26 protein-coding genes are annotated in these 26,564 nt (G+C 42.3%); 20 read left to right on the top strand and 6 right to left on the bottom strand.

The window, feature by feature from the left end:
- Positions 1–15: 15 nt before the first annotated feature.
- Complete coding sequence (locus tag AC3WTJ_RS10225) at positions 16–483, bottom strand: ferritin-like domain-containing protein (RefSeq protein ID WP_492521688.1); 468 nt, start codon at positions 481–483, stop codon at positions 16–18.
- Positions 484–651: 168 nt separating this feature from the next.
- Between AC3WTJ_RS10225 and AC3WTJ_RS10230 the strand changes: the two genes are divergently transcribed.
- From AC3WTJ_RS10230 to AC3WTJ_RS10240, 3 genes are all read left to right on the top strand, one after another.
- A complete protein-coding gene (locus tag AC3WTJ_RS10230) occupies positions 652–1,557 on the top strand; it encodes an ATP-dependent DNA ligase (RefSeq protein WP_492521689.1) in 906 nt (301 codons plus the stop codon).
- 115 nt (positions 1,558–1,672) lie between these two features.
- The gene (locus AC3WTJ_RS10235; RefSeq protein ID WP_492522212.1) at positions 1,673–1,975 is read left to right on the top strand and encodes a Dabb family protein; all 303 of its coding nucleotides are present in this window, start codon (positions 1,673–1,675) and stop codon (positions 1,973–1,975) included.
- A gap of 216 nt (positions 1,976–2,191) precedes the next feature.
- The gene (locus AC3WTJ_RS10240) at positions 2,192–3,286 is read left to right on the top strand and encodes a peptidoglycan-binding domain-containing protein (protein ID WP_492521690.1); all 1,095 of its coding nucleotides are present in this window, start codon (positions 2,192–2,194) and stop codon (positions 3,284–3,286) included.
- Positions 3,287–3,360: 74 nt separating this feature from the next.
- Here AC3WTJ_RS10240 and AC3WTJ_RS10245 read toward each other — a convergent pair whose 3' ends face one another.
- Positions 3,361–3,765, bottom strand: a complete 405-nt coding sequence (locus AC3WTJ_RS10245) for a helix-turn-helix domain-containing protein (protein ID WP_492521691.1) — start codon at positions 3,763–3,765, stop codon at positions 3,361–3,363.
- A gap of 482 nt (positions 3,766–4,247) precedes the next feature.
- On the opposite strand from AC3WTJ_RS10245, the gene AC3WTJ_RS10250 reads away from it, so the two are divergent.
- On the top strand, positions 4,248–4,454 hold the full coding sequence (locus tag AC3WTJ_RS10250) for a helix-turn-helix domain-containing protein (RefSeq protein WP_127454443.1): 207 nt from the start codon (positions 4,248–4,250) through the stop codon (positions 4,452–4,454).
- Positions 4,455–4,660: 206 nt separating this feature from the next.
- Positions 4,661–5,323 (top strand): CPBP family intramembrane glutamic endopeptidase, encoded by a 663-nt coding sequence (locus tag AC3WTJ_RS10255; protein ID WP_492521692.1) that lies wholly within the window; start codon positions 4,661–4,663, stop codon positions 5,321–5,323.
- A 254-nt stretch (positions 5,324–5,577) separates the two neighbouring features.
- Here AC3WTJ_RS10255 and gpmA read toward each other — a convergent pair whose 3' ends face one another.
- The gene (gpmA, locus tag AC3WTJ_RS10260) at positions 5,578–6,351 is read right to left on the bottom strand and encodes a 2,3-diphosphoglycerate-dependent phosphoglycerate mutase (protein ID WP_492521693.1); all 774 of its coding nucleotides are present in this window, start codon (positions 6,349–6,351) and stop codon (positions 5,578–5,580) included.
- 324 nt (positions 6,352–6,675) lie between these two features.
- Here gpmA and poxB point away from each other — a divergent pair, with 324 nt between their 5' ends.
- The 3 genes from poxB to argC all read left to right on the top strand — a co-directional run bounded on the left by poxB (position 6,676) and on the right by argC (position 11,558).
- On the top strand, positions 6,676–8,397 hold the full coding sequence (poxB, locus tag AC3WTJ_RS10265; protein ID WP_492521694.1) for a ubiquinone-dependent pyruvate dehydrogenase: 1,722 nt from the start codon (positions 6,676–6,678) through the stop codon (positions 8,395–8,397).
- Between the two features lie 478 nt (positions 8,398–8,875).
- On the top strand, positions 8,876–9,958 hold the full coding sequence (locus tag AC3WTJ_RS10270; RefSeq protein WP_492521695.1) for an MraY family glycosyltransferase: 1,083 nt from the start codon (positions 8,876–8,878) through the stop codon (positions 9,956–9,958).
- A gap of 655 nt (positions 9,959–10,613) precedes the next feature.
- The gene (gene argC, locus AC3WTJ_RS10275; RefSeq protein WP_492521696.1) at positions 10,614–11,558 is read left to right on the top strand and encodes an N-acetyl-gamma-glutamyl-phosphate reductase; all 945 of its coding nucleotides are present in this window, start codon (positions 10,614–10,616) and stop codon (positions 11,556–11,558) included.
- Positions 11,559–11,708: 150 nt separating this feature from the next.
- Here argC and AC3WTJ_RS10280 read toward each other — a convergent pair whose 3' ends face one another.
- Positions 11,709–12,584, bottom strand: coding sequence for an AraC family transcriptional regulator (locus tag AC3WTJ_RS10280; RefSeq protein WP_492521697.1), 876 nt, complete (start codon positions 12,582–12,584; stop codon positions 11,709–11,711).
- 116 nt (positions 12,585–12,700) lie between these two features.
- Between AC3WTJ_RS10280 and AC3WTJ_RS10285 the strand changes: the two genes are divergently transcribed.
- The 5 genes from AC3WTJ_RS10285 (at position 12,701) to AC3WTJ_RS10305 (ending at position 18,128) form a co-directional block, all read left to right on the top strand.
- On the top strand, positions 12,701–14,083 hold the full coding sequence (locus AC3WTJ_RS10285; RefSeq protein ID WP_492521698.1) for an MATE family efflux transporter: 1,383 nt from the start codon (positions 12,701–12,703) through the stop codon (positions 14,081–14,083).
- Between the two features lie 32 nt (positions 14,084–14,115).
- Positions 14,116–14,730: a sugar O-acetyltransferase gene (locus tag AC3WTJ_RS10290; protein WP_492521699.1), complete on the top strand. Its 615-nt coding sequence runs from the start codon at positions 14,116–14,118 to the stop codon at positions 14,728–14,730.
- A gap of 323 nt (positions 14,731–15,053) precedes the next feature.
- Positions 15,054–15,761: a Na-translocating system protein MpsC family protein gene (locus AC3WTJ_RS10295; RefSeq protein WP_492521700.1), complete on the top strand. Its 708-nt coding sequence runs from the start codon at positions 15,054–15,056 to the stop codon at positions 15,759–15,761.
- A gap of 153 nt (positions 15,762–15,914) precedes the next feature.
- Positions 15,915–16,616, top strand: coding sequence for a Na-translocating system protein MpsC family protein (locus AC3WTJ_RS10300; protein ID WP_492521701.1), 702 nt, complete (start codon positions 15,915–15,917; stop codon positions 16,614–16,616).
- A gap of 120 nt (positions 16,617–16,736) precedes the next feature.
- Positions 16,737–18,128, top strand: coding sequence for a PAS domain S-box protein (locus AC3WTJ_RS10305; RefSeq protein ID WP_492521702.1), 1,392 nt, complete (start codon positions 16,737–16,739; stop codon positions 18,126–18,128).
- 148 nt (positions 18,129–18,276) lie between these two features.
- Here the strand turns inward: AC3WTJ_RS10305 and AC3WTJ_RS10310 are convergent, their stop codons facing one another.
- Positions 18,277–19,431 carry an S-layer homology domain-containing protein gene (locus tag AC3WTJ_RS10310; RefSeq protein ID WP_492521703.1) on the bottom strand — a complete coding sequence of 385 codons (1,155 nt, stop codon included), beginning with the start codon at positions 19,429–19,431 and terminating at the stop codon, positions 18,277–18,279.
- Between the two features lie 164 nt (positions 19,432–19,595).
- On the opposite strand from AC3WTJ_RS10310, the gene AC3WTJ_RS10315 reads away from it, so the two are divergent.
- Together AC3WTJ_RS10315 and AC3WTJ_RS10320 are read left to right on the top strand one after the other, a co-directional pair.
- A complete protein-coding gene (locus tag AC3WTJ_RS10315) occupies positions 19,596–21,560 on the top strand; it encodes a PAS domain S-box protein (protein WP_492521704.1) in 1,965 nt (654 codons plus the stop codon).
- A 22-nt stretch (positions 21,561–21,582) separates the two neighbouring features.
- Positions 21,583–22,278 (top strand): DUF421 domain-containing protein, encoded by a 696-nt coding sequence (locus AC3WTJ_RS10320; protein ID WP_492521705.1) that lies wholly within the window; start codon positions 21,583–21,585, stop codon positions 22,276–22,278.
- Between the two features lie 40 nt (positions 22,279–22,318).
- On the opposite strand, the gene AC3WTJ_RS10325 is transcribed toward AC3WTJ_RS10320, so the two are convergent.
- Positions 22,319–23,200 (bottom strand): LysR family transcriptional regulator, encoded by an 882-nt coding sequence (locus AC3WTJ_RS10325; protein WP_492521706.1) that lies wholly within the window; start codon positions 23,198–23,200, stop codon positions 22,319–22,321.
- Positions 23,201–23,366: 166 nt separating this feature from the next.
- Here AC3WTJ_RS10325 and AC3WTJ_RS10330 point away from each other — a divergent pair, with 166 nt between their 5' ends.
- The 5 genes from AC3WTJ_RS10330 to AC3WTJ_RS10350 all read left to right on the top strand — a co-directional run bounded on the left by AC3WTJ_RS10330 (position 23,367) and on the right by AC3WTJ_RS10350 (position 26,560).
- Complete coding sequence (locus AC3WTJ_RS10330) at positions 23,367–24,560, top strand: MFS transporter (RefSeq protein ID WP_492521707.1); 1,194 nt, start codon at positions 23,367–23,369, stop codon at positions 24,558–24,560.
- Between the two features lie 93 nt (positions 24,561–24,653).
- Complete coding sequence (gene yjcZ, locus AC3WTJ_RS10335) at positions 24,654–24,758, top strand: sporulation protein YjcZ (RefSeq protein ID WP_492521708.1); 105 nt, start codon at positions 24,654–24,656, stop codon at positions 24,756–24,758.
- A 48-nt stretch (positions 24,759–24,806) separates the two neighbouring features.
- Positions 24,807–24,905, top strand: coding sequence for a sporulation protein YjcZ (locus tag AC3WTJ_RS10340; protein WP_157325763.1), 99 nt, complete (start codon positions 24,807–24,809; stop codon positions 24,903–24,905).
- A gap of 181 nt (positions 24,906–25,086) precedes the next feature.
- Positions 25,087–25,605 carry a peptide-methionine (S)-S-oxide reductase MsrA gene (gene msrA, locus AC3WTJ_RS10345; RefSeq protein WP_492521709.1) on the top strand — a complete coding sequence of 173 codons (519 nt, stop codon included), beginning with the start codon at positions 25,087–25,089 and terminating at the stop codon, positions 25,603–25,605.
- A 154-nt stretch (positions 25,606–25,759) separates the two neighbouring features.
- Entirely contained in the window at positions 25,760–26,560 is an 801-nt protein-coding gene (locus AC3WTJ_RS10350) for a polysaccharide deacetylase family protein (RefSeq protein WP_492521710.1), read from the top strand.
- Positions 26,561–26,564: the final 4 nt, after the last annotated feature.

Below are 26,564 nucleotides of genomic sequence, written 5' to 3' on the forward strand. Positions count from 1 at the left end.
TATACATAAGATCAATTATTTCTGATTCAATGTGAGCAAATAGTTGTATTTACTTGCATGTTTTTGCTCATCTAATATAATGCCATACAAAGTATCACGATAAATACCAGGAGGGAGACCAAACCATATTAGCCGATATTTCTCAACTGCAGACCACTCACCTTGGATAGCTTGTTTTAATCCTTCAGTATAAGAATGTACTTTTGGGTATAATTCATTGCTTACACCATAGATCTCCTGTCCAGTAAGATCTTTATAAATACCACGAAACATTTGATTATGTCCTCGTTCATCATCACGTATGGCGGCAATAAGGGCTGACTGTTCAGCAGTTGGTGCAAGCTTAATAAGTTCATCGTAGAACAACTCATCGTTTCGTTCACCCTGTACAGATGATTTCACTAATTCTAAAGCTTGTTGTAAGTTTACATTCCATATTGGTTGAAATGTGGCACGATATTGATTTGGATATATCCAATACATTTTGATCCTCCAATGATTCTATAATAAGATCATTTTATGTACGAATATTTCTTATTGTTCTAAGTAAATGCTTAGAACAAAATAAAAATAGGAAAAACGATTGGTCAGGATCTGCACCGTGTTTAGATCGTTAATGAAATCCCCAAACTGGTAACAGGAGGGGATTTTATGTTGTTTTCAGCCATCAAGCCAATGGCTGTCAGTGCTGGTGGGGAGCCGTTTGACGATCAACACTTTATTTTTGAGCCGAAATGGGATGGCGTTCGAATCCTTATCCATAAGCAGGGAAGCCGCATTGAAGCCTACACGCGGAGCGGGAGAGCGGTCACACACAAATTCCCGGAGTTACAAGATGCGTTAGGAGCAATTAGGACGTCTTCTGCCATTTTGGATTGTGAGGGGATTGTACTGCGTGATGGTATACCTGCGTTTGATGACTTTATGTATCGGGACCGGATCAGTCAATCAGGTAAAATAGCCCGTGCTGTGCATACGCATCCAGTGACTTTTGTTGTGTTTGACCTTTTATATACGGAAAGAGAGCATTTAAATGAGCCTTTAGTGGAGCGGAAAAAGCGTTTATCGGATTCCATTGATTCTACACCGGTACTTATGCCGACGTTGTTTGTGGAGTCGCAGGGGAACGCGCTTTTCGAAATGATGAAAGAACGTCAGATGGAAGGGATCGTGGCCAAGCAGAAGAGCTCGACTTATGTGCCTGCTAGCCGAAGCAGCGAATGGCTAAAGATCAAAGTTGTGAAATCGATCCATGTGGAAATTTTGGGGTATAAAATAGATCCTTTCGAGCTGGTCATCGGGCTGAATTTCAGGACGGTGAAGCATAAACCGGTTGGCGTAGTGGCAGCGGGTATTACGATGGCGGATAAGGAATTATTTCTTACGCTGGCTGTACCGCTCTGCACGGTAAGAGAGGGCAACACGCAGTGGATGGAGCCGCGCTTATGCTGCCGCATCGATTATCTGGATCGAACGGATATGCATCAGTTGGAAAAAACGACGTTTCGGGGATTTCTTTTAGATATGAAGGCTGAGGATTGTGTTTGGCCGTATTGAGATTTGTTAACAATAACAACGGTCTCTCCTTGCAACATTGCAACTTAGTAAAATAAGTATGATAAAATGAAATCTGTGGTAGGAATAACTACAATCAGGAGGTTAGATCTACGTGATGTTTGAACACATGGTTTGTTTTAAATTTAAGGAGACTTTAGCTCCGTCGAAGGAACAGGAATTGATAGCGAAATTGCTGTCGTTCAAAGGCCAGATTCCGGGCATTGTTGAAATAACCGCAGGGGTGAATGAGACGGAAGAAACGGGGAATAGACAGGGATACACGCTGGGATTGCGGGTGACTTTCCAAGATCGCGAGTCTTTACAGCAATATGGTCCCCATCCTCTGCATCAGGAATTTGTGCAGTCACTCAAAGGTATCATTGATAATGTGATTGTGATTGATTACCCTATTAAATAGTGTTGGCGGATTGATAGGAAGGGACTGGCAGCTTTTGCCGGTCCTTTTTTTGCTTTTGGGGGAACTCGATTGCAGGAAAAGGCCAGTTACCTTAAAGGATTGAAAGACCATTCGTTTACCCTTATTTCCCATAATAGAAATGAAGTAGCTCGCTAGAGAGTTGGGAAAAGTATTACCGCGGTAAAATAATTTTCAACTTAAGGAAGGTGTCTGCTAGTGCAACAATGGAAGGAAAATGACAAACAAAGAACGAAAATCACTAGGTTTGCGGGAAAATATCTTGGTGTTGTGATACTGTCAGTCATGCTTCTCTTGTATGTGCCAAACCTAGCGGGGGCAGTAGGAAAACCTGCGCATGGTCCTGACGTATATGTTATTCAGGGAATGCTGAAGACACTGGGTAGCTATTCAGGTGAAATTAACGGATATTATGATGATGTGACCGTCAGGGGAGTTAAGTATTTTCAGAAAAAACACGGACTTCCCGTAACTGGCGCGGTCGATAATCGTACCCTCGAATCAATCACATATGCTTATATAAGGGCTAAAGGAGCGGGTCAAAGCGGAACTGGAGGCGGCCAAGGCGGTGGTCATGGTCATGGTGAAGGCAGAGGCTTTGGCGAAGGCGGCAAAGGTCAAGGCGGAACCGGAGGCGGACAAGGTGGCCAAGGCGGAGGTCAAGGCCAAGGTGAAGGTAGAGGCTTTGGCGGAGGCGGCAAAGGTCAAGGCGGAACCGGAGGCGGACAAGGTGGCCAGGGCGGAGGCCAAGGTCAAGGTGAAGGTAAGGGCTTCGGAGGCGGCAAAGGTCAAGGCGGAACCGGAGGCGGCCAGGGCGGAGGCCAAGGTCAGGGAGAAGGTAAGGGCTTTGGTGGAGGCGGCAAAGGTCAAGGCGGAACCGGAGGCGGACAAGGTGGCCAGGGGGGAGGCCAAGGTCAGGGAGAAGGTAAAGGCTTCGAAGGCGGCAAAGGTCAAGGCGGTGGCCAAGGCCAAGGAGTGCCGACACCAGCACCGAACGGCAACGGCTTTAAAGCGCCAAATGGCAACGGAGGCCAGACACCAATGCCTAATGGCAATGTAGCACCGACGCCAGCACCGAACGGCAATGGTTATAAAGCACCGAATGGTAACGGCGGGCAAGCTCCGATGCCAAATGGCAATGGGGCGCCGGCACCGAACGGTAACGGCGGGCAGGACCCAGCACCAAATGGTAACGGTAGTGGGAACGGCAACGGAAATGGAAATGGCACGAATGGCAATGGAAACGGGAACGGGAACAATGGTAACGGTAGTCTGTCAGATGATGAAGAATAATAGGGATAAAGTAGAGTAACTATCTGGAGAGACCTGTTTCATTCTTATAGGATGAAATGGGCTTTTTTAGTTGTTTATCCCTGAGTCGTTTGACCATCCTCAAGTTTTGAATCCTGACGCTGCTTCCAGAATAAAACGGTCAGCATCCGCTCGACCCATTCTTTGTCTTCATCGGTTAAAAGAAAACCATCGAACATCAACTCATTCTCGCGCAGAAACCTCCGTAAATTGACGGGGTTGCTCTGGAATTTCTCTGTGGAAGGTGATGATTCCAAGTATCCGGCGAGGTCCATAAGCTCAGAATACGACGTATTGAGTCCTTCGGAAAGTTTCATCAAAACTTCCGGAGACGGGATGCCGCGATTTCCGTTTTCCAACTGGGAGATGTATGCCGCAGAAACACCAGAACGATCAGCTAATTCCCGCAGAGTAAAACCTTTTAGTTTACGTAAATCTCGTAATTTATCATAGAAATACATGTATCTTCACCCTCGCGATTCGAAAAGTAAACAGTAGTAAACAATTTAATAATATCATGTATACAAAAGTAAGTACACTGAGCGGCGGGTGGGAAATAGCCAAGAAGATTGTTGTTTAAAGTAAACAATTTTGGTTGCAATAGTTAAATTTTGTGATATAATAGGTACTAGGGGAACAATATGAGAACAGAAGGAGAGCAGGGATATATATATAATATATATAATCTGGGAAAATAAAGATTGTTACCAAAAAATAAAGTGCTTTTTTTGGAAAAAAGTTGGTTAGCGAGTGTTAACTTTTGTAAACATGTGGTTCTCGAGGCTAAAGTGATCGTGAATAATGAGTTTAGATACTAATCTACTCTTAGGACATTTAGACTTGTTAAAAGATTTAAGCTCAATAAGGACATGAATAATCCAACTTTTAAATGAGATTTATTAGGTTTTTTTAGATATATGTAAAAGGGGAGGAGAGCAGAGATATGAGGATCATGGCTAAGACCGATTCGTTTGTGAAGGCTCGAATAATCAAAGGGTACTCCCAAAGGGAGCTGGCAAAACACTCGGGTTTAAGTCATTCCTATATCAGTTTGCTTGAGAGATCGTTGAAGTCGGTGGGTCCTGCAACCGCGAAGAAATTAAGTGACTTGTTGGAGAAGGATTTGGAAGATGTTTTTCGGATTTATTAATAGTAGAAATCGTTCAAGACAACAGAGAAGAACCTCTTATTAGAAAAACCTAGATTTAATAGGACTAATAGGAGGTTTTATTGTGTCTATTAACTTTATTTTCTTTAGACAGGTACTATATTATGTTAGTACTATATTAAGCGAACTCTTCCCGTTATGATATCACTATCTGATTTTTAGCAAAATTCTCGGATAGGGAGAATAATATGAACCGCTATGTGATAGGACTAGCCCCATCTGTATTAGTGGCACTTGGACTTCATGTTGGACACAGTGTAATACTTACGTTTGCGCTCTTTTACAGTTGGATAGGCATTATACCGTTTATGGACTACCTTGTATGTGGAAAAAATAGGCTGACCCGTACGATTGGCGATTGGGGACTTACTGCATCCCTCCGTCAAATGATACTTGGACTTAGCTTGGGGCTCATTTTTATGATTACGCTCCTAATTGGTGCTTATTATTTGCACGACATGTTGTTTGATATCGAGCAATTGAGATACTTGTTAGGAGAGTGGAATTTTTCCGGTGACCACTCCGTACTATTGCTACTCATATTGGTACTGCTAAATCCGATTTTAGAAGAAATCTATTGGCGCGGATACTTATATCACAGGATCGGACAAAGATTTGGTTCTGCGAAAAATTTGCTTCATGCTTCTTTTTGGTTTACTTCTTATCATTTGGTCGTCATAACACCGGTATTCAGTTGGCCACTTAACGCTGTCGCTATGGTTCCTATTTTTGCAGCAGGTGTATTATGGGGATGGATTCGTCATCGTACGGGATCGGTACTTATTCCGATTATAAGCCATATGTTTGCCGATCTAGGAATCGTGATCATATATATGCAATACGTACAGTAATATCTCTCGAGCAAGCTCAATTTTATGTGTAAAAAATCGGATAGCTATAAGTCTATTTTTTACTTATCAATTTCAAAAGCCAATTCTTACAGAAGATAATGCTATCATCAAAGAAAAAGAATATATACAATTAATCAACACGAAGAAACGGCAGCCGCATATGAACTGCCGTTTTCTCAACTAACGTGCGGGATAGATTAGGATCGCGACGTGCTGAATGGACACGATCAAGGCCACTTCTCCGATTGAGCCTCTCACTCGGACGGAAACGGTGACTGCCCGACATGAATAGTGGGGGGCATATGGGAAGGAATCATTCCTTCCGGCATCTCGCCGTCAATGCCCAAGAAATAATGCCGGATCGGGAACAATTGCTCATTCAGTTCATACACGAGCGGGATGCCGGTCGGTATGTTCAGATCTGCGATCCCGTCGGCAGGGACTCGATCCAGATGCTTCACCAACGCCCGTAACGTATTGCCGTGAGCCGCAATGAGAATGTGCTTGCCCGACGTGAGAGCGGGGGCGATTATCTCCTTCCAGTACTTTAACACTCTGCGCTCCGTATCATCGAGATTTTCCGTTAACGGAAATTCCCCTTCTTTTAAAACCCGGTAGCGTGGCGCGGACGCTTCGTATCGGGCATCGTTTTGATCCAGTGCAGGTGGGCGAACGTCGACGGACCTGCGCCACAAGTGAACTTGCTCTTCTCCGTATTTCTCGGCCGTCTCGGCTTTGTTCAATCCTTGCAGGGCGCCGTAATGCCGCTCATTCAGCATCCAGCTTTTGAATTCCGGAATCCACGTCAAATCCATTTCTTGAAGAATGATCCACATCGTCCGAATTGCACGCTTCAGAACGGATGTATGCGCTACGTCGAAGACGTAACCCTGCTTTCTCAGGATGATTCCGGCTTGTCTTGCTTCTTCGAGACCGTTCGGAGACAAATCCACATCTGTCCAGCCCGTAAATCGGTTCTCGAGATTCCATTCGCTCTGTCCGTGGCGGATCATTACTACTTTGATCATGCGGAATTCTCCTTGTATAAGGATAAGTTGCCCAACTCCATCATAGTTGTCAGCTTTGGCGAAAGCAAATGACCATAAAAATGCCGTTTCCTGGCTACGAACGATCGTTCAGAAGGTGTGCTCATCAATCAATATAGTCTTATCTAGGTCACAAAAGTAAGGTATTTGTGCTGCGAGCAAACGACACAAATATGGGCACATTGTATGTACACGACACAAATTAGGAATGAAAGATTAAAGCCCAACAAACCCGATCGTAGTGAAATCAAGAATATACTGCTCATATTATGGCAAAATAATAAAAAACAATAAGGAGAGATTCCCTTGAAAAGAACGATAGCTGATTCCATCGTGGAATCCCTTCTGAACGCCGGCGTAAAGCGAATTTACGGCATTATCGGCGATTCGCTTAATGCCTTGCTCGATGCGATCCGTCGTTCCGGAAAGATAGAATGGATCCATGTCCGCCACGAAGAGGTTGCGGCTTTCGCGGCTGGCGCGGATGCCACCCTCAGCGGAGGAATCGCCGTTTGTGCGGGTAGTAGCGGACCTGGTAATTTGCATCTCATTAACGGTTTGTACGATTGCCATCGAAACCGGGTGCCAGTACTTGCGATTGCCGCTCATATTCCGAGCAGTGAAATTGGCAGCGGCTTTTTTCAAGAGACACGTCCGGACATGTTATTTCAGGAATGCAGCTTCTTTTGTGAAGTCGTAACCGGACCGAGGCAAATACCTCGAGCGGTTACGATGGCGATGCAAACCGCGACGGCAAGGTCGGGAGTGTCTGTCTTAGTTCTTCCTGGTGATGTAGCCGCTTTCGAATACGATGAAAGCCCGGTTCCAGAACGCGCCATCTATTCCACCCGGCCAATTGTCTGCCCTTCTACAGACGAATTGAAGACGCTTGCCGACTACTTAGACAAAGGCAAGCGGATCACATTGCTGTGCGGTGCTGGCTGCTCGGGAGCTCATGCTTCGCTCATGAAGCTGTGCGAGAAACTGCAGTCCCCGATGGTCATAGCGCTGCGAGGAAAAGAATATCTGGAATATGACAACCCGTATTCCGTCGGATTAACTGGCCTCATCGGATATTCATCAGGATACCACGCCATGATGGAATGCGATGTCTTACTCATGCTAGGTACCGATTTTCCATACCGGCAATTTTATCCGCAAGAAGCGACCATCCTTCAGGTTGATTTGGATTCCTCCCGACTAGGCCGGCGAACGCCGCTCGCATACGGGGTGTGCGGAGACATAAAGACGACGGTCGACATGCTGTTACCCCTCTTAATGGAACCGCACTCCCCTGATCACCTGCAGCACTTTGCAGCACATTATGCCAAAGTCCGCGAGGAATTGGACAACCTTGCAGCTCCTGGTCGAGCTCCTATTCATCCACAATTCCTCATGAAGGTAATCAGCGATCTCGCAGATGAGGATGCCGTTTTTACTTGCGATGTTGGGACGCCGACTGTGTGGGCTGCTCGATACTTGAGCATGAATGGAAAAAGAAGGCTACTTGGCTCGTTTAACCACGGGACAATGGCGAACGCCATGCCCCAGGCGATTGGGGCGCAGGTTGCGCAACCGGGACACCAGGTCATATCGCTGTCTGGGGATGGGGGACTCACTATGCTGCTCGGAGATCTATTGACCCTTCGTCAGCAAAAGCTCCCGATCAAGATCGTTGTCTTTAATAATGGCGCGCTTGGATTCGTGGAATTAGAAATGAAAGCAGCCGGCTTTTTAGAATTCGGAACGGAACTCGACAATCCAAACTTTGCGGCACTTGCTCAAGCCATGGGAATCGAAGGAATTCGCGTCGAGAATCCGAATGACTTGGTAAGCGCCGTTCGCCGAACGCTCGAACACAGCGGTCCGGTAGTGCTAGACGTCGTCGTCAATCGTCAGGAGCTGGCGATGCCGCCGAAAATCAACCTCGAGCAGGCTCGCGGATTTACGATGTGGATGCTGAAAGCCGTTTTGAACGGGCAAGGCAACGAAGTCATCGAACTGGCGAAAACCAATCTCCTTCGGTAATAAAAAGGAGTACTTTGGGCTCCTACAACTGACTGGTCACACTGCCTTAGTCGCAAGTTTAAAATAGCCCCCATCTGATTGCTAGTTGAGGGCTATTACTCTTACGTTAATACAAATAGAATTACAGCTGGTTACATCGCAAATATCTCTAGTAAATTAACGGACACGTTTGTTTAAAAAAGAAACCAGGACGAAGCTAACAGAAATGTACCTGGCACTTTAGCAACTGATCTATTATCAACCTGTCGATACGACAGGTTTTTTGCGGTTAAACTAAGAAATAAACAGAAGAAAGAAGGAAAATATTTCTATCTGTCGAAAGTCATACCAGAACCCCATTTTAAGTGCTCAAGCTTTTTCGGTGAATGTTAGTTCCTATTGGTTTAATTCTCATATTATCGTTAGCATGCAATCTTGGAGAAAGGTATGACAAAAAATGTGAATTAAATATTAATTTAATTATAGGAGATGGTACTGCATGTTAGTTGCACCACTGATCGGTTTTATTATTTCAGGAATAATATTAGTACTAATAATCCCTTTAATACGGAGGATTTCAATTTCAATAGGTGCTGTAGCTATTCCGAATCATCGTACAATGCATACTACAATTATGCCTCGCCTTGGGGGACTTGCTATATTCATTTCCTTTATGTCATCCGTTGCTATTATGTATCCCAAAATAATCCCATCACTTCCCGCTTATTGGGGGTTACTAGTTTCAGCGTTTATTATTGAAACAGTAGGTATCCTTGATGATGTATACACGTTGTCTGCTAAGTGGAAATTGCTTGGGCAAATTCTATCTGCAGGGATAGTAGCCTTATCGGGGTTCACTGTTGACCAAGTACATATTCCATTTGCTCAAGATATTTATTTCCCAGGATGGGTTTCAATATTATTAACAGTTTTATGGATTGTCGGCTTAATCAATGCCCTTAATTGGATAGATGGTTTAGATGGTCTGGCCACTGGGATCGCGGGAATTTCATGTATTACTCTATGTATTATTGCAGGGATGACTGGAAATATCATGGTTCTGGTATTAAGTGCAATTTTGCTTGGAAGCTTAGCAGGTTTCTATATTTTCAATTCTGAACCTGCTTCGATTTTTATGGGGGAATCAGGCTCTGCATTTCTTGGATTTGTACTGGCAGTCATTTCAATACTTGGTTTCAAACAAGCTGTATTTGTATCTTTTATCATCCCATTATTAATTTTAGGTGTTCCTCTATTAGATACCCTCCTTGCAATGACGCGTCGTGGTATTCAAGGTCGTCCACTGTATGAGGCAGATCGTGGACATGTTCATCACAGACTGACAGACATTGGGATTAGTCGTCGTAGCACGGTGTACACTTTATATGGCATTTCATCATTCCTTGGTATCTGTGCCATTATACTGACAAAAGCATCTACATCTGCTATCACCTTCGTTATGTTGTTATTAATGATAGCCCTGTTAACTTTAGCTGGTGCCGAATTAGTAGGCATATTTAAAGGGAATCGTCCGTTATATCAACTACTCCGAAAATTACGCAGAGTTCGTGATGAGAATTGAATTGTTCGTTGCTGAACAAATGTAGAGGGCTATTCCATTTATGAATCAGGCAGCTAACTCTTGTTCCAGGATAATCGCTATAGAAATTGTAGCATTCATTATGGTTATAGTTAGTTTCTTCCATGTAATTATGATTGGTTTCCATTAATCTACATATTTAAGAATTTGACAAGTCGTAGATCATTACGACGAGAAACGATAGTTGAGGGGCTTGCTTCGCGGCAGCTCCTCTTTTTGTTATTAAAGTAAAGGGCAGTAGAGCGTGGTGGATGATTTTGAGCTGCGTGCAATTTATTATGATGATAATTTAATCGGATTTCTTTTTTTTGTAAGAGGCCAGACTCGGATGGAAACCACTGGATACCTGCAATAATGATTGATGAAAATCACCAGGGTAATGGCTACGGAAAGAGTGCAATGAAACAACTATTCATTTGATGAAGATGGCAATCTCATAGAGCTAAGAAATCCAAATGAAGCAAAAAAATGATGAATAACTTCTTTGCTTCAAAAAATAGCTGAAACTAAGACGCTGCTGCCGGCATCCAATGGCAGCAGCGTTACACTATCGGGCTGATTAACTCAATATCAGTAATTGCATATATATGCATATTAACGTATATTAATACATATATAATTGGTAAGAGGTGGAATAATGAAATATACAATATTTGTCGATGGTCAAGAAGGAACGACTGGTTTAAAAATACATGATTACTTATCCAAGATTTCTAACATTGATGTAATCACAATTGAGTCGGAGAAACGAAAAGATTACGAAACCCGTAGAGCTTTAATTAACGAAGCAGATGTGGTCTTCCTTTGCCTACCAGATACTGCTTCAAGAGATTCTGTAGCTATGGTAAATAATAATAAAACCAAAATCATTGATGCAAGTACCGCTTTTAGGACTAACCTGGATTGGACTTATGGATTACCTGAATTACATAGAAGCCAAAGAACAAAAATCCAAAATTCATCTAGAGTAACTGTCCCAGGTTGTCATGCAACGGGGTTTATTTTAGCTATACACCCTTTGGTAGCGGAAGAAATAATTCCAAGGGATTACCCTATGTCTTGTTATGCGCTTACGGGATATAGTGGTGGAGGTAAGAAACTAATATCTGAGTATCAGAACTCACATAGTGAACAGCTCTTGGCCCCAAGACATTATGCACTTAACCTTAATCATAAGCATCTTCCAGAAATGCAACTATATACTGGTCTAAACACAGCACCACTTTTTACTCCAATTGTCGGAAACTATTATCAAGGTGATGCAATAAGTATTCCTCTAATTCCTAGAATTTTTAATAAAAAAGTTACTGCAAGTAATATTCAAGAACTGCTTGCTTCTTATTATAGAGATGATCGTTTTGTTCGCGTTGCTCCATTCGACTCTGAGGCCTATTTAGAGGATGGTTTCTTCAATCTCACGAAATGCAATAATACAAACTATTTAGATATATTTGTTTTTGGTCATAAAGACCAGATATTACTCGTATCGAGATTTGATAATTTAGGTAAAGGCGCTTCAGGGGCAGCCATTCAAAATATGAATATTATGCTTGGCTTTGACGAAGCAACAGGACTAGTTTAAAAGAAGCGATAGAGTGAAGGGCGTAGAAAAGTAATAGTAACACTCTCGCCTTGAGAGCCCTAAAGAAAAAAATGGAGTAGTCTGCTTGCAGCAGTTACTCCATTTTTTATGATTAAATTCGCCTTCCGTTTAACCGCTGTTCCGGTATCATTATTCATTCTGCCGTTTACGATATTCATTAGGAGTCTTCCCAAATTCCTTTCGGAAGACAAATGAAAAATAACTAGCACTCTGAAACCCGCAAGATAAAGCTATATCGCCAATTGATCTGCCTGTTCCAATCAGTAATTCACAACTTTGCTTCAGACGGTAGTTTGTCAGATACTCATTTGGCGTTTGTCCTAGATATTCCGCAAACAGTTTACAGCAGTGAGTTCTGCTTGTGGAACCCGAGGTTGCTATATGTTCAAGCGTGATTTTGGATTCATAATTCCCATGAATAAATGCGGTCATTTTCCAAATATAAAACGAAGTGTGATCAATCGCTGTTTGTTGGCTTCTATCTTCAATATGACGCCCTATTGTTGCACATAACGAAACGGCCAGCGACAGCAGTGAAAGAGGGTTTCCATGGTTGCTGTGCATCTCTTCGTAAAGTTGATCTAAGCAAAGGAGAGTCTCTTTGTGCCAGGGGATATCTCCCTTTAAAACAATGAAATCTTCTGTATTTGATCCGAATTTCTCTTCCCAATATTCATTTCCAAGCCAACGTTCTGTTCCGATTATCGAAGGATGAATACATGCCACAATGTAAATGCAATCTGACATATCGGAAGAATATCCATAATGCAATCGCTTGCTATTTACAAATATCCCTTGACCTTTTTCTAAGAGCACTGTTTCTCCGTGCACATAAAAATTCATGGATCCGTCCAAAACGGATATGAACTCTAAATCTGTGTGCCAATGACACGCCGCCGCGAATTTATCGAACTGAATTAACGTTCCTTTGGCAACTCTAAGTTTGAGGTGCGTTAAGTTGTAACCGATTTGTTCGGATAAATCAGAAAATACGTCTAGTTGCAATTTTACGCCGCTCCCTATAAAAATACGATTTTGATATTATTATACTCAATTTTTATGGAATCAAAATAACAAATGTTCTATTTTTATAGTGTAACCGACTAGAAAGAGGGTAAAATATGTGGCGTAATTTACTATCGTCAAATTATTTAGACAAGAACTTTAATCAGCAGTTGATTCGTCTAGTGATACCAATTGCCTTACAGAATCTAATTTCTGCATTAGCCGTTACAGTTGATGTCGTCATGTTAGGTTTTATCAATCAGTCTGCAATGTCAGCCGTTTCGCTGGCGGGTCAAGTAACGTTTGTACTGACGTTATTTTATATGGGGTTGGGTGCCGGAGTTGGAATTTTAACCGCACAGTATTGGGGTAAACAGGATTTAGAAACTATTGAAAGAGTCCTAAGCATAGGATGTATGTATACGTCAGTGGTTTCCCTCTTCTTTTTTGCGGTATCACTATTAATGCCTGATGTACTTATGGGGCTATTCACAAATGACGGGGATCTGATTTCATACGGTTCCAAATTCCTGCAAGTTTTATCCTTTTCCTACTTAGTGGGTGGCATTTCACAGATGTATTTTAGTGTTATCAGGAGTATGGAGAATGCACGTTTAAGTGCTTGGATAAGTTCCCTGTGCCTTATTCTCAACATTCTATTTAATGCCCTCAGTATTTTCATTCTATATCCAGATGATCCCGATAAGGCGATTATAGCGGTTGCATTATCCACTGTACTTGCACGTTTCATCGAATTTGGCAGTTGTATCGTTCATTCCGTTAAGGGGAAAATTAAGTTGAAATTCCCAAAGAACGATAAGGTTCAACGTAACCTGCAAAGAGATTATTTTAAATATACCTTCCCAATTCAAGGGAATTATATGGTTTGGGGCTGTGCTATTACAGTAACAGCAGCAATAATCGGCCATATCAATACAGATATGGTGGCCGCGAATTCTGTAGCTTCCGTTGTTAAGAATCTAGTAATCGTATTGTGTGGTGGCATCGCAAGCGGCGGTTCGGTTTTAATCGGGAAGTATTTGGGCAATGGCCAAATAGAAACAGCTAAAAAATATGGAAATATCATAACTTCCTACTCCATTATATTTGGCATCTTGGCGGGGATCATGACGTTATTAATCAAACCTTTGGTTTTTCAAGTAACAAGCTTAGATGAGCAGGCGCAACATTATCTGAGTGGAATGCTTTTTATATGTGCCTACTACTGTATCCCCAAATCCATTAACTCTGTAACCATTGGAGGAATTTTTGTTGCAGGAGGTGATTCCAAGTTTGGCTTCTGGTGTGACACGATTGTCATGTGGATCATCATTTTACCATTAGGATATTTAAGTGCTTTTGTGTGGCAACTTCCGCCAATAGCTGTGTTTGCTATTATTTGTTTGGACGAAGTTATAAAGGCACCAATTGCGTTCATTCATTATCGTCGATTTAAGTGGCTAAACAATATTACCCGAGATCTTTCTACTCAAAATTGATCAAAATAAATCCTATTTCATGAGGTGCAAAAATGAACATTAAAGAAAATCTTCACAACGGTAGCTTGTATTTGCCTGGGAATGAAGTACTGGCAAAGGAGCAAACTCTTTGTCTTGAGCGACTATATGATTTTAATCAGACACGTCCTCTGGAGTACGAAAAAAGAGTTGCTTTAATGAAAGAAATGTTTGCGGAGATTGGTGAAGGATGTTACATCGAACCACCGTTTCATTCCAATTGGGGTGGCAAGCATGTTCATTTTGGCAAAAACATATATGCGAACTTTAATTTGACAATGGTTGACGATACCCACATCTATGTTGGAGATTACACCATGTTTGGGCCGAACGTTACGGTGGCAACTGCAGGGCATCCGATTTTACCTGAACTACGACAAAAAGCCTATCAATTTAATGCACCTGTAACGATCGGGAAAAATTGTTGGATAGGTGCTGGTGCTATTTTGCTCCCCGGTGTCAAGATTGGCGATAATACCGTGATCGGAGCAGGAAGCATCGTGACGAAAGACCTCCCGTCTAACGTAATCGCTGTTGGGAATCCTTGCAAGGTACTGCGAGAAGTCTCCGAGCATGATAAAAAATATTATTTCAAGGATCGGGAAATTGATTATTCAGCCTTGGATTGAGCCAAAAATCATAAATGTCATCGACCAAAAGGATTGAATAGGAGGTTGCAATTTGTAAACTTAAAACGAAGAATGGTTGTTTTATTTGTTAAATATTATTACAATAAAAATAGGGCAAAAGACATAATGCTTTAGCCTAATAAGCTTAAACGTTTTTTTTCAAATTTCTAATATCGTGTTTGGCATGAATGAACCAGAGACAGCGCTGGACATAAGCCTAAATACAAGTTGCTCCTGACAACTTCTATTTAGGCTTTTTTTGTTTTTCGTAACTACTACATCAAGGTAAAAGACAAGACTTACCTAAATCGAGGATGGATTTTTTGGATAAACATAATAAACAAGCTCAAAACGAAATTGCAAGCTATATTGGCAGATTGCTAAGAGAAGCTTTTGGTAAAGGTCCTCAGTCTGTTTTTGTTAGCATCAACCGCCCTTATATCGTCATTTATTTACGTAATTTTTTGTCGCCAACGGAGAAAATACTTCTTCAACAAGACCAACTGCTTGCCATACAGCATACAAGAGACCTGGTTATGAAATCGTTAATCCCGGAATTAAAAGCCTTCTTGTTCATTCATTCTGGCATGAAGATTTGTGAATTTTATTACGACTGGGTACTTCACAATCAATCAGGTGTTTTTGTCGGGATTGAATCAGACGACAAATACAGTTCTGCGGCAAGCGTACAGGAGAGTTATCTAGGAAAAGAGGCCCTTCATCAAGAAATCGATCAGATTAGCCATCAAATTCAGAAGAGCCCTGATGACATATATTCCTGCATGATTAATGAACGAACACTGTTGGTTGTCCGTCATGGCATCTTGATTAGTATCGGAAAAGAGCTCATTCAACTTGGATTTGAAGAAAGTTTAAAATTAGCCGAGCGCAATCTTGAAAAAAGACATTTGCATAACAACAACGCACATTTTCAGAAAATATTAAACTCAAAAATAATAGATGTTTTTGCTGATTGGGATTTTCATCTGGATAAAAGCATCTTTGTATTCATTTTGAATCCAAACCAATAAATTCTTCGCACATCTTTTATATAAGGATAAAAAACAATGTAAAGGAAAATAATATATTCTAGGTCTTAATCATTGTTTTATGTACAAAAAGAAATTAAAATCAACTTAAGGGTAAAAGACAATACGCTTCTACCTATACCGAGGATGAATGATTTGAATAATACCGAGAAACAGATGCACAACGAACTCACAGGCCATGTTGGCAGATTGCTTCGAGAAGCTTTCGGTAAAGGGCCGGAATCTATTTTCGTAAGTATTAATCGTCCGTTTGCAGTGATCTATTTGCGCAGCTTTCTATCAGCGACAGAGAAAATTCTTCTTCAGCAGGACAAGGTTTTTTCTATTCTAAATACAAGAGATCTCGTAATGAAATCGCTAATTCCTGAAATTAAAGCCTATTTGCTCTTACTTACAGGCATGCAGATTCGTGAGTTTTATTATGATTGGAACCTGCATAATCATTCAGGTGTAATGGTAGGAATTGAAACAGATGATAGCCGTCTACATAACGCTTTGGAGGAGAGCTACACAGGGAAAGAGGCGCTCCACAAGGAGATTGATACGATTAGCTACCAAGTGCAAAAGAGCCCGGAGGAACTGTATTCTTTCATGATCAATGAAAGAACTCTTCTTGTCATTCGCAATGGTATTCTAATCTCCATAGAGAAAGAATTAATTCGGATCGGACACGAAGAGAGTTTGAAGCTGGCGAAACGTAATTTGGAAAAAAGCAGGTTGCATAACAATAGTCATTTTTCCGCTATTTTGAACTTGAGAGTGCTGGATGTTTTTGTTGATTGGGATTTCGATCTCGATAGAAGCGTTATCACATTTATTTTAAATCCGAGTCGATAGTTGGCGGTAATGAGCCAGAGAAAAGTGCTGGACATAAGCCTAAATTTAAGTTGCGAAAGCACCTTTTATTTAGGCTTTTTTGAATTTCTGCAATCCATTTTTTCGAGATGAGGGGAGCACATGGTTGATATTCCTGAGCAATTTCATGTTTTTGATCGTGTCACAGATGCATTTTTTGCAGTTAATAACGATTGGGTACTTACATACATAAACAACGAAGCTGCTAGGCTTCTGTTTCGCGCGCGAACGGACCTGATCGGTAAATGTCTATGGAATGAATTTCAAGAAGACTCTAACTTGTCATTCTATGAACATTACTACAAAGCGATGAATGAGCAAGTGACAGTGGAATTTGAAGCTTACTATCCTCATTTAGAAAAGTGGTTTGATGTGAGAATTTATCCATCTTCCAATGGCCTTTCTGTATTTTTTAAAGATATTACTAGCAAGAAAAAGGTCTTGTTGCGAAAGGAGCAGCATTACGAGTCGCTTTTTAAATATAACCCCGATGCCGTGTTTTCTTTTGATCTGAAAGGGAATTACCTCAGCGTTAATCCAGCTACGGAGCTTTTGTTAGGCTATCACGAAGATGAGCTTCTAAACATGACGTTTGTGCCTCTTATTCCACCTGAAGAATTGGAAAAGACGAAAACACTTTTTGCGGAAGCTGCAAAGGGCATCACACAACATTTCGAGACGAGGGCGTACCATAAAAGCGGCAAGATTCTTGACGTTAAAGTTACGAATATGCCAATCATTGTGAACAATAAACCTGTCGGGGTATATGGGGTTGCGCGAGACATCTCACAGGAAAATAAAAATGAAGCGCTGTTAGTGGAGTCTGAAAAACTTACTGCCGTTGGACAACTTGCTGCTTCAATTGCTCATGAAATTAGGAATCCGCTTACATCACTCAAAGGTTTTGTTCAGCTGATCGAAAATAAAGTACCGGGGATCAATAAAGAATATTTTACGATTATGATGGAAGAATTGGGTAGGATAGAACTCATTACAAGTGAATTGTTGTTCTTAGCCAAGCCGCAAGCCTATGAATTTAGAAATGAACAGGTGAATAAAATCATTCAGGATGTCGTGCTTCTACTTGGTTCTCAAGCTTTAATCAACAGAATTGAAATCAAGACTGAGAATTTGGAATGCTTGCCCGACATCTTATGCATTGGGCAGCAATTAAAGCAAGTTTTTATTAATCTCATCAAAAATGGGATGGAAGCCATGCCGGAAGGCGGGGTTCTCCAAATTATCGCCTCTAGGCCGAGTTCTTCGCATATGTTAATACGGGTTATTGACCAGGGCATAGGGATTCCCAAGGAGTTAATAGCCAAAATTGGCTCTCCCTTTTATACAACGAAAGAGAATGGGACAGGTCTTGGTATGATGACAACGATAAAAATTATTCAATCGCACGGGGGGAACGTAAATATATCGAGCGTAGAAGGGATGGGGACTACGGTTGATGTATACTTGCCGGTGGTTACATCGGTTACAGCATGATGTTTGGTCTAAGAATTCGAAGAATGTGGAGACCATCCAGCATTATGGTGAACATAGCTTCTTCCATGTCTTTGGAGAGAAAGATAAAGTAAATTGATCAAAAAATGAATAAAGAAGGCGCGAACCATTCGCACCTTCTTTAACGTTTTTAAGAAATCGGTTGAATCGGATTACTTTTTAAGATCTCCTCTACCTCTTGGTAGCCCTCAGGGTAGGCGAAATTATAACGCGCCGGAAGCGCAAACACGTACTTATCATTACGGGTTAGCTCGCTAGGCCCGATTGGAGCGGCGCCGATATGGAATTTGTCCTGTTGAAGCTCATTCCATTGATCGACGGTAAAGACGAGAATGGGGATATCCTGTCTCGGTTGCTCGGATGTCCACTCGGGATGGCGGATGCTAATTTTTGCGCCGCTTTCCACCACGTTCTCGGCTTGTGAATCCGCTACGGAAAGGCCCTCCCATTTGTCCGTTACAATGGAATAATCTTTCCAAGTGTCAGGCAGCGTGAAACGAAAGCCGTATTGGGTATTTTCATAGACGTTGGAATCGGCCTTCACTTGACCCGTTTGACCATCTGCAGGAATCATCGGTTGGCTTTGTCCATTCCTTGGAACATCGCCGGTTGAATCGGGTGCTGAAGTCTGACCCGTAGCAGGGTGGATGTACTTAAGCGAGTTATAGATCATCTCTGCAGCTTGCGCGCGTGTAATATCCGCTTGCGGATGGAAATTGCCATCGGCGTCAAGCGATGCAATCCCTTTGTAAATAGCGGCTTGAATCGCTCCGAGAGCGTCAAGGGTAATGTCGTCCTTGTCTTTGATGGCGATCGGCGGGAGCTTCATCATGTGCATAATATTATGGCCGTCCAAGGCAATGAGCAATTCTTTTGTAAACATTTCCTTCGTCCATTTCTGGTTCGGATCCAGTTCAGCATCAAGCTTCAGATCGTTATTCGCTGCAATAATTAAGCTTTGCGCATACCAAGCATCATTGTTGGCTTTCGCAAAATAGTCGGTAGCTCGGGGCGCTTTGAAAAAATTAATCGCGTTAAGGTTCAACCCAAGCGCTTTGACAATCATTTGTATGCCTTGGGAGGCTGTTAGGGGTGCATCCGGCTGAAACAGATCGCTGCTGACTCCCGATACGAGACCTTGGGATTGTAGAGAAATAATTTTATCTTTGGCCGCAACCTGCTCCAAATCGGTGAACGTTGAAGTTGCTGCAAAGCTTTGGCCTGCTAAGGATAAGGACAAAACGGCAGCTGCGGATAAGCTTAGAAGTTTTTTACGGGATTTCAAGATCTATCACCTCGTTGAGTTTATGCATTCAGTATCTCAAACGTCGGGCCGACTGGAAAAGTTGCAGAGTGCAGAGGAAGAAAATTTCGATTTTCATCAGGCAGGCGGACAGGCCCCTTTTTTATGGTAAAATAGGGGGAGCTGTCAAAAGGAGGAGTGCGTGGATGCAGGATTTGAAGTTTTTTGACCCCGAAGCTATCTTTGGACACATATATACGAATGCGCCGATTGGGATCGCTTTAATCTCTCTGGAACGAAAATGGCTGAATGTGAACACGGCGGTTTGCCGGATTTTCGGTTATTCGGAAGAGGAATTCAGGAACTTTACATTGGATGATATCCGGCATCCTGATGATCGTAATAACAGCAGAGGTTTGCTAACAGAACTATTGGATGGCAGCATTCCTTCATTCGAATTGGAGAATCGGTATTTTAATAAGAATGGCCGTATCGTTTGGGCCTCAGTCCATGTTTCGTTAATTCGTGATGATCAGGATGGGAATCCTTTATATTTTATAGCTCAGTTTATTGATGTGACCAAAAATAAGCTAGCTGAACTAAAGCTGCAGGAAAGTATTGAACGGTATACGTCGTTAAAGAAATACAACCACGATGCTATTATTTCTTTTGGGTTGGACGGCATTATTATGAACGGCAATAATATGGTTCAGCAAATGACCGGATATCTGATAGAAGAGTTAATCGGCAGTGGAATGTCCAAATTAATCGGCGAAATGAATTCAATCAATTTGCTCTCGGCTTTAAACAATCATATAAACAATCAAAAAGCAATCGAAAACGTAGAAAAAGCTATCGCTTTCATTCAACATAAAAATGGTCATTCTGTTGAAGTGTTGGTAACGCTCGCTCCAATCATTATACAGACGCAAATTATGGGCTTTTACATCATAGCGAAAGACATGACCGAACAAAAAAAGTTGATCATTGAGAAGGAAGCCGCTGAAAAGACGAATAAGGCGAAAAGTGATTTTTTAGCCATGATGAGTCATGAAATCCGTACACCCATGAACGGGGTTATAGGGATGACGGAAGTACTCTTAGAGACGAATTTGAATGAAGAGCAGATCGAATATGTAGAAATTATTAAAAAAAGTGGCGCCACTTTGCTTGCGATCATCAATGATATTCTTGATTTCTCCAAAATTGAATCCGGAAGGACGGAATTAGTAGAAGAACTGTTAAGTGTGAGAACTGTTTTATCAGAAACGCTTTATATGGTCATGTCTAAAGCTCTTGAGAAAAATCTGGAGATAACAACATCGGTCTGTCCCAAAGTTCCTAACTTGGTTTACGGAGATACGACGAAGTTAAGACAAGTTCTGATAAATTTACTCAGCAATGCCATAAAGTTCACCCCTAAAGGGGCGATTGCGATCAGCGTTGAAACGGTGTCGCAAGCATCGGATCAGGTGCGCCTTCAGTTTGCCGTCAAGGATACCGGGATCGGTGTACCGAAAGATCAGGTAGGCCATTTATTTGAACCTTTTTATCAAGTTGATCATTTTATGACTCGGAAAACAGAGGGGACGGGTTTAGGATTAGCTATCTGTAAAAAGCTTGTTGGGCTCATGGACGGTGAAATCTGGCATGAGGCTGCGATAGATCAAACCGGATCAACGTTCCTGTTCACAGCGAACTTTCGGGTCCAGTTGAATCACTCCGACTCATCACCATTTGATAATTGGCGCGAGCAGGAAGATATCAGTGAAAGTTCCAAAGAACAATCTTTGAAAATATTAATTGCCGAAGACAACGAAGTAAATCAACTGGTGTTAAAGAAAATGATAGAGAAACTCGGGCACAAAACGACCCTGGTCCAAAACGGAAAAGAAGCTGTAGAAGCCGTCAAGCGATATCCGTATGATATCATCTTTATGGATATTCAAATGCCTTGGATGGATGGCTTGGCGGCCACGAAGTTTATCAATGAACAGTTAAACGGTAAGAAAAAACCGTACATTGTGGCAGTGACAGCTCACGCAATAAAAGGCGATAGCGAGAAATATTTATCCGAGGGTATGGATGCTTACATCAGCAAGCCCATCAGCATGGATGCGATATCAGAAATCATTGAAAGAGTTGAAAGGATGAACGCTCAGGTCACTTGATTTTACGAAGGGGAAGATGAACGTGAATGCCAATCTATATGTAAGCATCGGTGTCAAACTTACAGTCGCTTTGATCGGTCTTTTAATCATGACCAGATTGCTGGGGAAAAAAGAGATCTCTCAATTGACCGCTTTTGATTTCGTTTCCTCTTTAATGCTCAGCGAATTGGTCGGCAATACGATTTATGATGCTGAAGTTCATCTTAGCCATCTGGTTTTCGCTCTGATTATCTGGACGCTTCTTGCGCTGGGGTTGGAAAAGTTTATCGCCAGATTCCCCAGACTGTCCCGTTATGCCGCGGGAACGCCCGATCTGATTATCCAAAACGGCGTGGTTGATTTCAAGGCGATGAAGCGCAATAATCTTGATTTCGCCCAGTTGGGCATGCTGCTTCGGGAAAATAATATTTTCTCGCTGCGCGAAGTCGCTTATGCCTTGTTCGAGACGAATGGCAGCATCAGTGTGCTGCGCCAGAAAGACCCGGAGGGGATTAACGGCAATGCAAAAGGCCAGCAGGGCAGCGTCAGCCTTCCCGCTTACATCATTGAAAACGGCAGCATCAATGAAGATACATTGCAGCGCTTGGGACGAGACCGGGCTTGGGTGGATCAGCTTTTGCATCTTAGCGGAATTTCGCATCATGAGCATGTGCTTTTCGCGGAATGGTCGGATTCCAGCGGTCTGTATTATCAGCTTAAGGAAGCCAAAAATGCTTAATTACAAGCCGCAAGGCTTGTTTTTTTTGCATCCGCGTCGTTCAAAGCGGGTACGGACGCCCTAGCATTAGATCTATAAACTCCCTCGCTGCTTTCTCCATATAGCGGTCTTTCAGGTAAATCACACCTATTTCCCTGCGCAGTGATGGATTCGTTATGGGAATCATCTTCAAATCTTGATGAGGATACATCTCTAACAGGGTTTTCGATAAAATGGAAACTCCTGCACCTGCTCGGACCAACATCAACAAGGATCTGATGGTTGTAGTCTCAATTTTGGGGTCCAAGTCAAAACCGAGGCTTGAACAGGCTAAATCAATCATTTTACGGCAACGATGATTAGTCGGGAACATAATGACAGGTTCATTTTTAATCTCTTCAATAGAAATGGATTTGTGATCAGCAAAGGGATGATCCGACTTCACAACCAAATAAAAATCTTCGATATAAAGAGGCACGGTTTTGAATCGTTCATCTTCCACAGGCAGAATGGTAACTGCGAAGTCGAGTTCGTTTTGGATCAGAGGCTCTAGAACATCTACGACACCATTTAGCTTGATTTGAATTTTCGGGTGCATGTGATGGAAGTCGACCAGCAAACTGGACACATACTCATTGATTTCTCCAATCAGTGCGCCAATAGACAACGTTCCGCGCTCAATGTGCTGCAGCTCAAAAATCTCTTCACGTGCTCCAGTCAAGGAACTGAAAATGGTGCTGCAATGGTTGTATAAAATATTGCCGGCTTCGGTGACGGCGATTTTTTTGCCGATCCGACTAAATAAGGGTATGCCCAGTTCATCTTCGAGAAGCTTGATCTGATAACTTAACGTGGGTTGTGTAATGCCTAACCTTTCAGCCGCACGGGTAAAATGAAGTTCCTCGCATATCATTTTGAAACACTCCAGTTGTCTTAACTCCATGAGCAGCAACCCTCCCAATCATTGAAATTTTCGATGATTATTATCGAAATATATGTATTGATCTATCAATGATTATTTTACTACAATGCTTACATGTAGTGGAGAAGCAAAGTTGCATTAATCATCTGGAAATTAAAGATACTATGGTGAGAAAGTAGGGATCGAAGTGGAAAAAGAGAGATTATGGAGCCGGGATTTTTTAATGATCAGTTGTAGTCATTTTTTTATCTTCATGACCTTTTATATATTAGCCGTGACTTTGCCGCAATTTGTACTCGATGAGCTGCGCGGGAGCGAACAAAGCATTGGTCTTGTTATTACGCTTTTTGTCATCACGGCTGTCATTTCAAGGCCTTTAACCGGAAAGTGGTTAGAAGAGATAAACAGAAGAAAACTTTTAAATATTGCATTAATTATCTCTACGATATGTAGTTTGTCGTATCTATGGATTGACAACTATTCTGTCCTACTCATCTTGCGGTTTATTCATGGTTTTGCTTTTGGGATCGTGACGACATCCACTTCAGCCATTGTTCTGGATATTATTCCTGAACATCGAAAAGGAGAGGGAGTTGGTTATTTTAGTTTGTTTATGAGTCTTGCAATGGTTATAGGGCCTTTTGTAGGCTTATGGATAACAACGCATGTTAGCTATGGAGTCATGTTCATTATGGTTGCTGTTTTTTCGCTGCTGTCTTTATTGTGCGGGATGCTTACTAGATTCACGAAACAGGTCAGCCGCCAATCTTCGGAGGCAGTGATCAAGGGGATCCTACGCTATTTTGAGGTATCTGCCCTACCGATTTCCATAGCCGGTTTCGTCCTTGCGTTTTCTTATGGTGCTTTATCTACCTTTATCTCCGTATATGCCAAATCGTTGGGACTAGAGCGCATAGCAAGCTACTTTTTTATCATTCTTGCTTTGATGATCCTCCTAACTCGGCCTTTTACCGGAAGATTGTTCGATCGAAAAGGAGAGCATGTCCTTGCTTATCCCGGCATTATTTTATTCATTATCGGGATGATCTGGTTGAGCCAAGCTTATACCGCACCGGTGTTTCTTATTACGGCCGGAATAATTGGGATCGGATATGGGGCTATTTTCCCCAGCTTCATGACCATTGCGGTTAAAGCTTCGCCTGGTCATCGCAGAGGAGTTGCTATCAGCACGTTTCTCGTGTTTTTTGACTCTGGGTACGGAGTAGGCTCCTATCTGCTCGGGGTGATTGCAGCAAAGACAAACTACCATACAATGTTCTTGATCGGTGGATGTATGATGATTTTAACGCTTGTTGTTTATTATTTGTTCCACCATCGGAGGCAAACCGTTCGAGCAGTAACGGGTACACAAAATAGGTAAAATGTTACTGGGTGATTCGTCCACGCAACTTTTCCAATAGATTCGTACTTTATAAAGTCGGTACACTTTTCTTTATAAGAGGAGGATCTGTTAATGGGTTATACAGCTGGATGCAATGGTGGAGGGAATACTTCGGCAGCGATTATCCTTGTTCTATTCATCTTACTTGTTATCATTCTAACTGCAGTGAGTGTGTAAGGTTGTAAACCTCCTCATCAACGAATGATTGTTTTTTAAGAAAGGAGGATGGGATCTATGGGTTATACAGCAGGTAGTACAAGTGCAGCCGCAATTCTGGTTCTGTTCATTCTATTGGTTATTGTTACAATGACGTTTGTGTGGTAATTAGATATGGAACGAAGTGAAGGAAACAGGGAGTGGACTGTTGCAGACAGTTGCTCCCTGTTTTTTATTGAAGAAAATTTACTCTTCATAGCTGCACGGAAAATGGACTTGTCAATCGTAAATAATTATAATGAATAGTTATACAAACAATCATGTCTAGCATGGTGAAAGGGGTATACCTATGTTACAAAAAGCGACTTTTGCCGGGGGCTGCTTCTGGTGTATGGTAAGTCCGTTTGAAGAACAACCAGGGATTCACGGTATTGTGTCCGGTTATATGGGCGGTACAGTAGAGAATCCTACTTATGAACAAGTGAAGACTGGGCAAACCGGTCATTTGGAGGTTGTGGAAATCACATTTGATCCGGCGATCTTCCCATACGAAAAACTGCTCGAGCTATATTGGCCTCAGATAGATCCTACCGATGATGAAGGACAGTACATTGACCGCGGCAGCCAGTATCGTACGGCGATTTTTTATTACAATGAAGAGCAGCGGAAGCTTGCCGACGAATCGAAAGAGGAGCTTGCGCAAAGCGGTCGTTTTGATAAGCCGATTGTAACGGAGATCAGGCCGGCGGTTACTTTTTTCCCGGCGGAAGAATATCACCAGAATTATCATATTAAGAACCCTAAAGCATACAAAGAAGAACGGATTTCTTCCGGGCGTGATGCTTTTATTGATAAGCATTGGAAATAAGGCGGAGTCATTGGGAACTACAGTCCGCTTTTTCTCCAATTAGAGGATTGCAGTTCCCATAAACAAAGATGTGCAGGAAATCACTTGCAAAAATCGGACAACCAAAAGTAAAATATGGGAATAACTTTATGAAGCACTTATTGGGGGAAACCATATGCGTATTCGTAATGACCGATTTCCAGGCGGGGTTCATAAAGCCCTGACCCTTAGCTATGACGATGGAAGAGTACATGACCGTAGATTCGTGGCAAAGTTAAATGAATACGGAATCAAAGGAACCTTCCACTTGAACAGTGGTTTTTTGGGCAAAGAAGACTATATTACAGCGGAAGAAGTTGCTTCACTTTTCACAGGACATGAGGTATCGGCGCACACAGTCGATCATCCATTCCTGGAGCAATCCTCAAATGAACAAATCGTCATGGAAATCATGGACGACCGCAGAGCGCTAGAGTCTCTGGTCGGCTATCCCGTTAAGGGAATGAGCTATCCGTTTGGAACACACAGTGATCGTGTTGTGTCGATTCTGCCAGCACTTGGTGTTGAATATGCGAGAACTGTAGCAAGTCACGGGAAATTTCATATTCCCGATGATTTCCTAAGGTGGCATCCTACTTGTCATCATAAGCAAATGTTAGCGTATGGGGAGCAGTTCGCCAAGCTTGAGCAAAGGCACACACGGATGGCGCTTTTATATGTATGGGGCCACAGCTATGAATTTGAAAACGATAACAATTGGGATCTTATCGACCGTTTTGGCGAGATTGCAGGCGGGCACAACAACATTTGGTACGCGACGAACTCGGAGATTTATACCTATCTGCATGCCGTGGAACAATTACGTTACTCGGTTGATCGCCATCTTGTCCATAATCCCACAGCCACTTCCGTCTGGATTAGTGTGGAGGGGGACTCCGTCGAAATTCCAGCGGGACAAATCGTGAAGCTGGTCTAATGCT

This window comes from Paenibacillus sp. FW101-FHT12H11 (genome assembly GCF_058790355.1).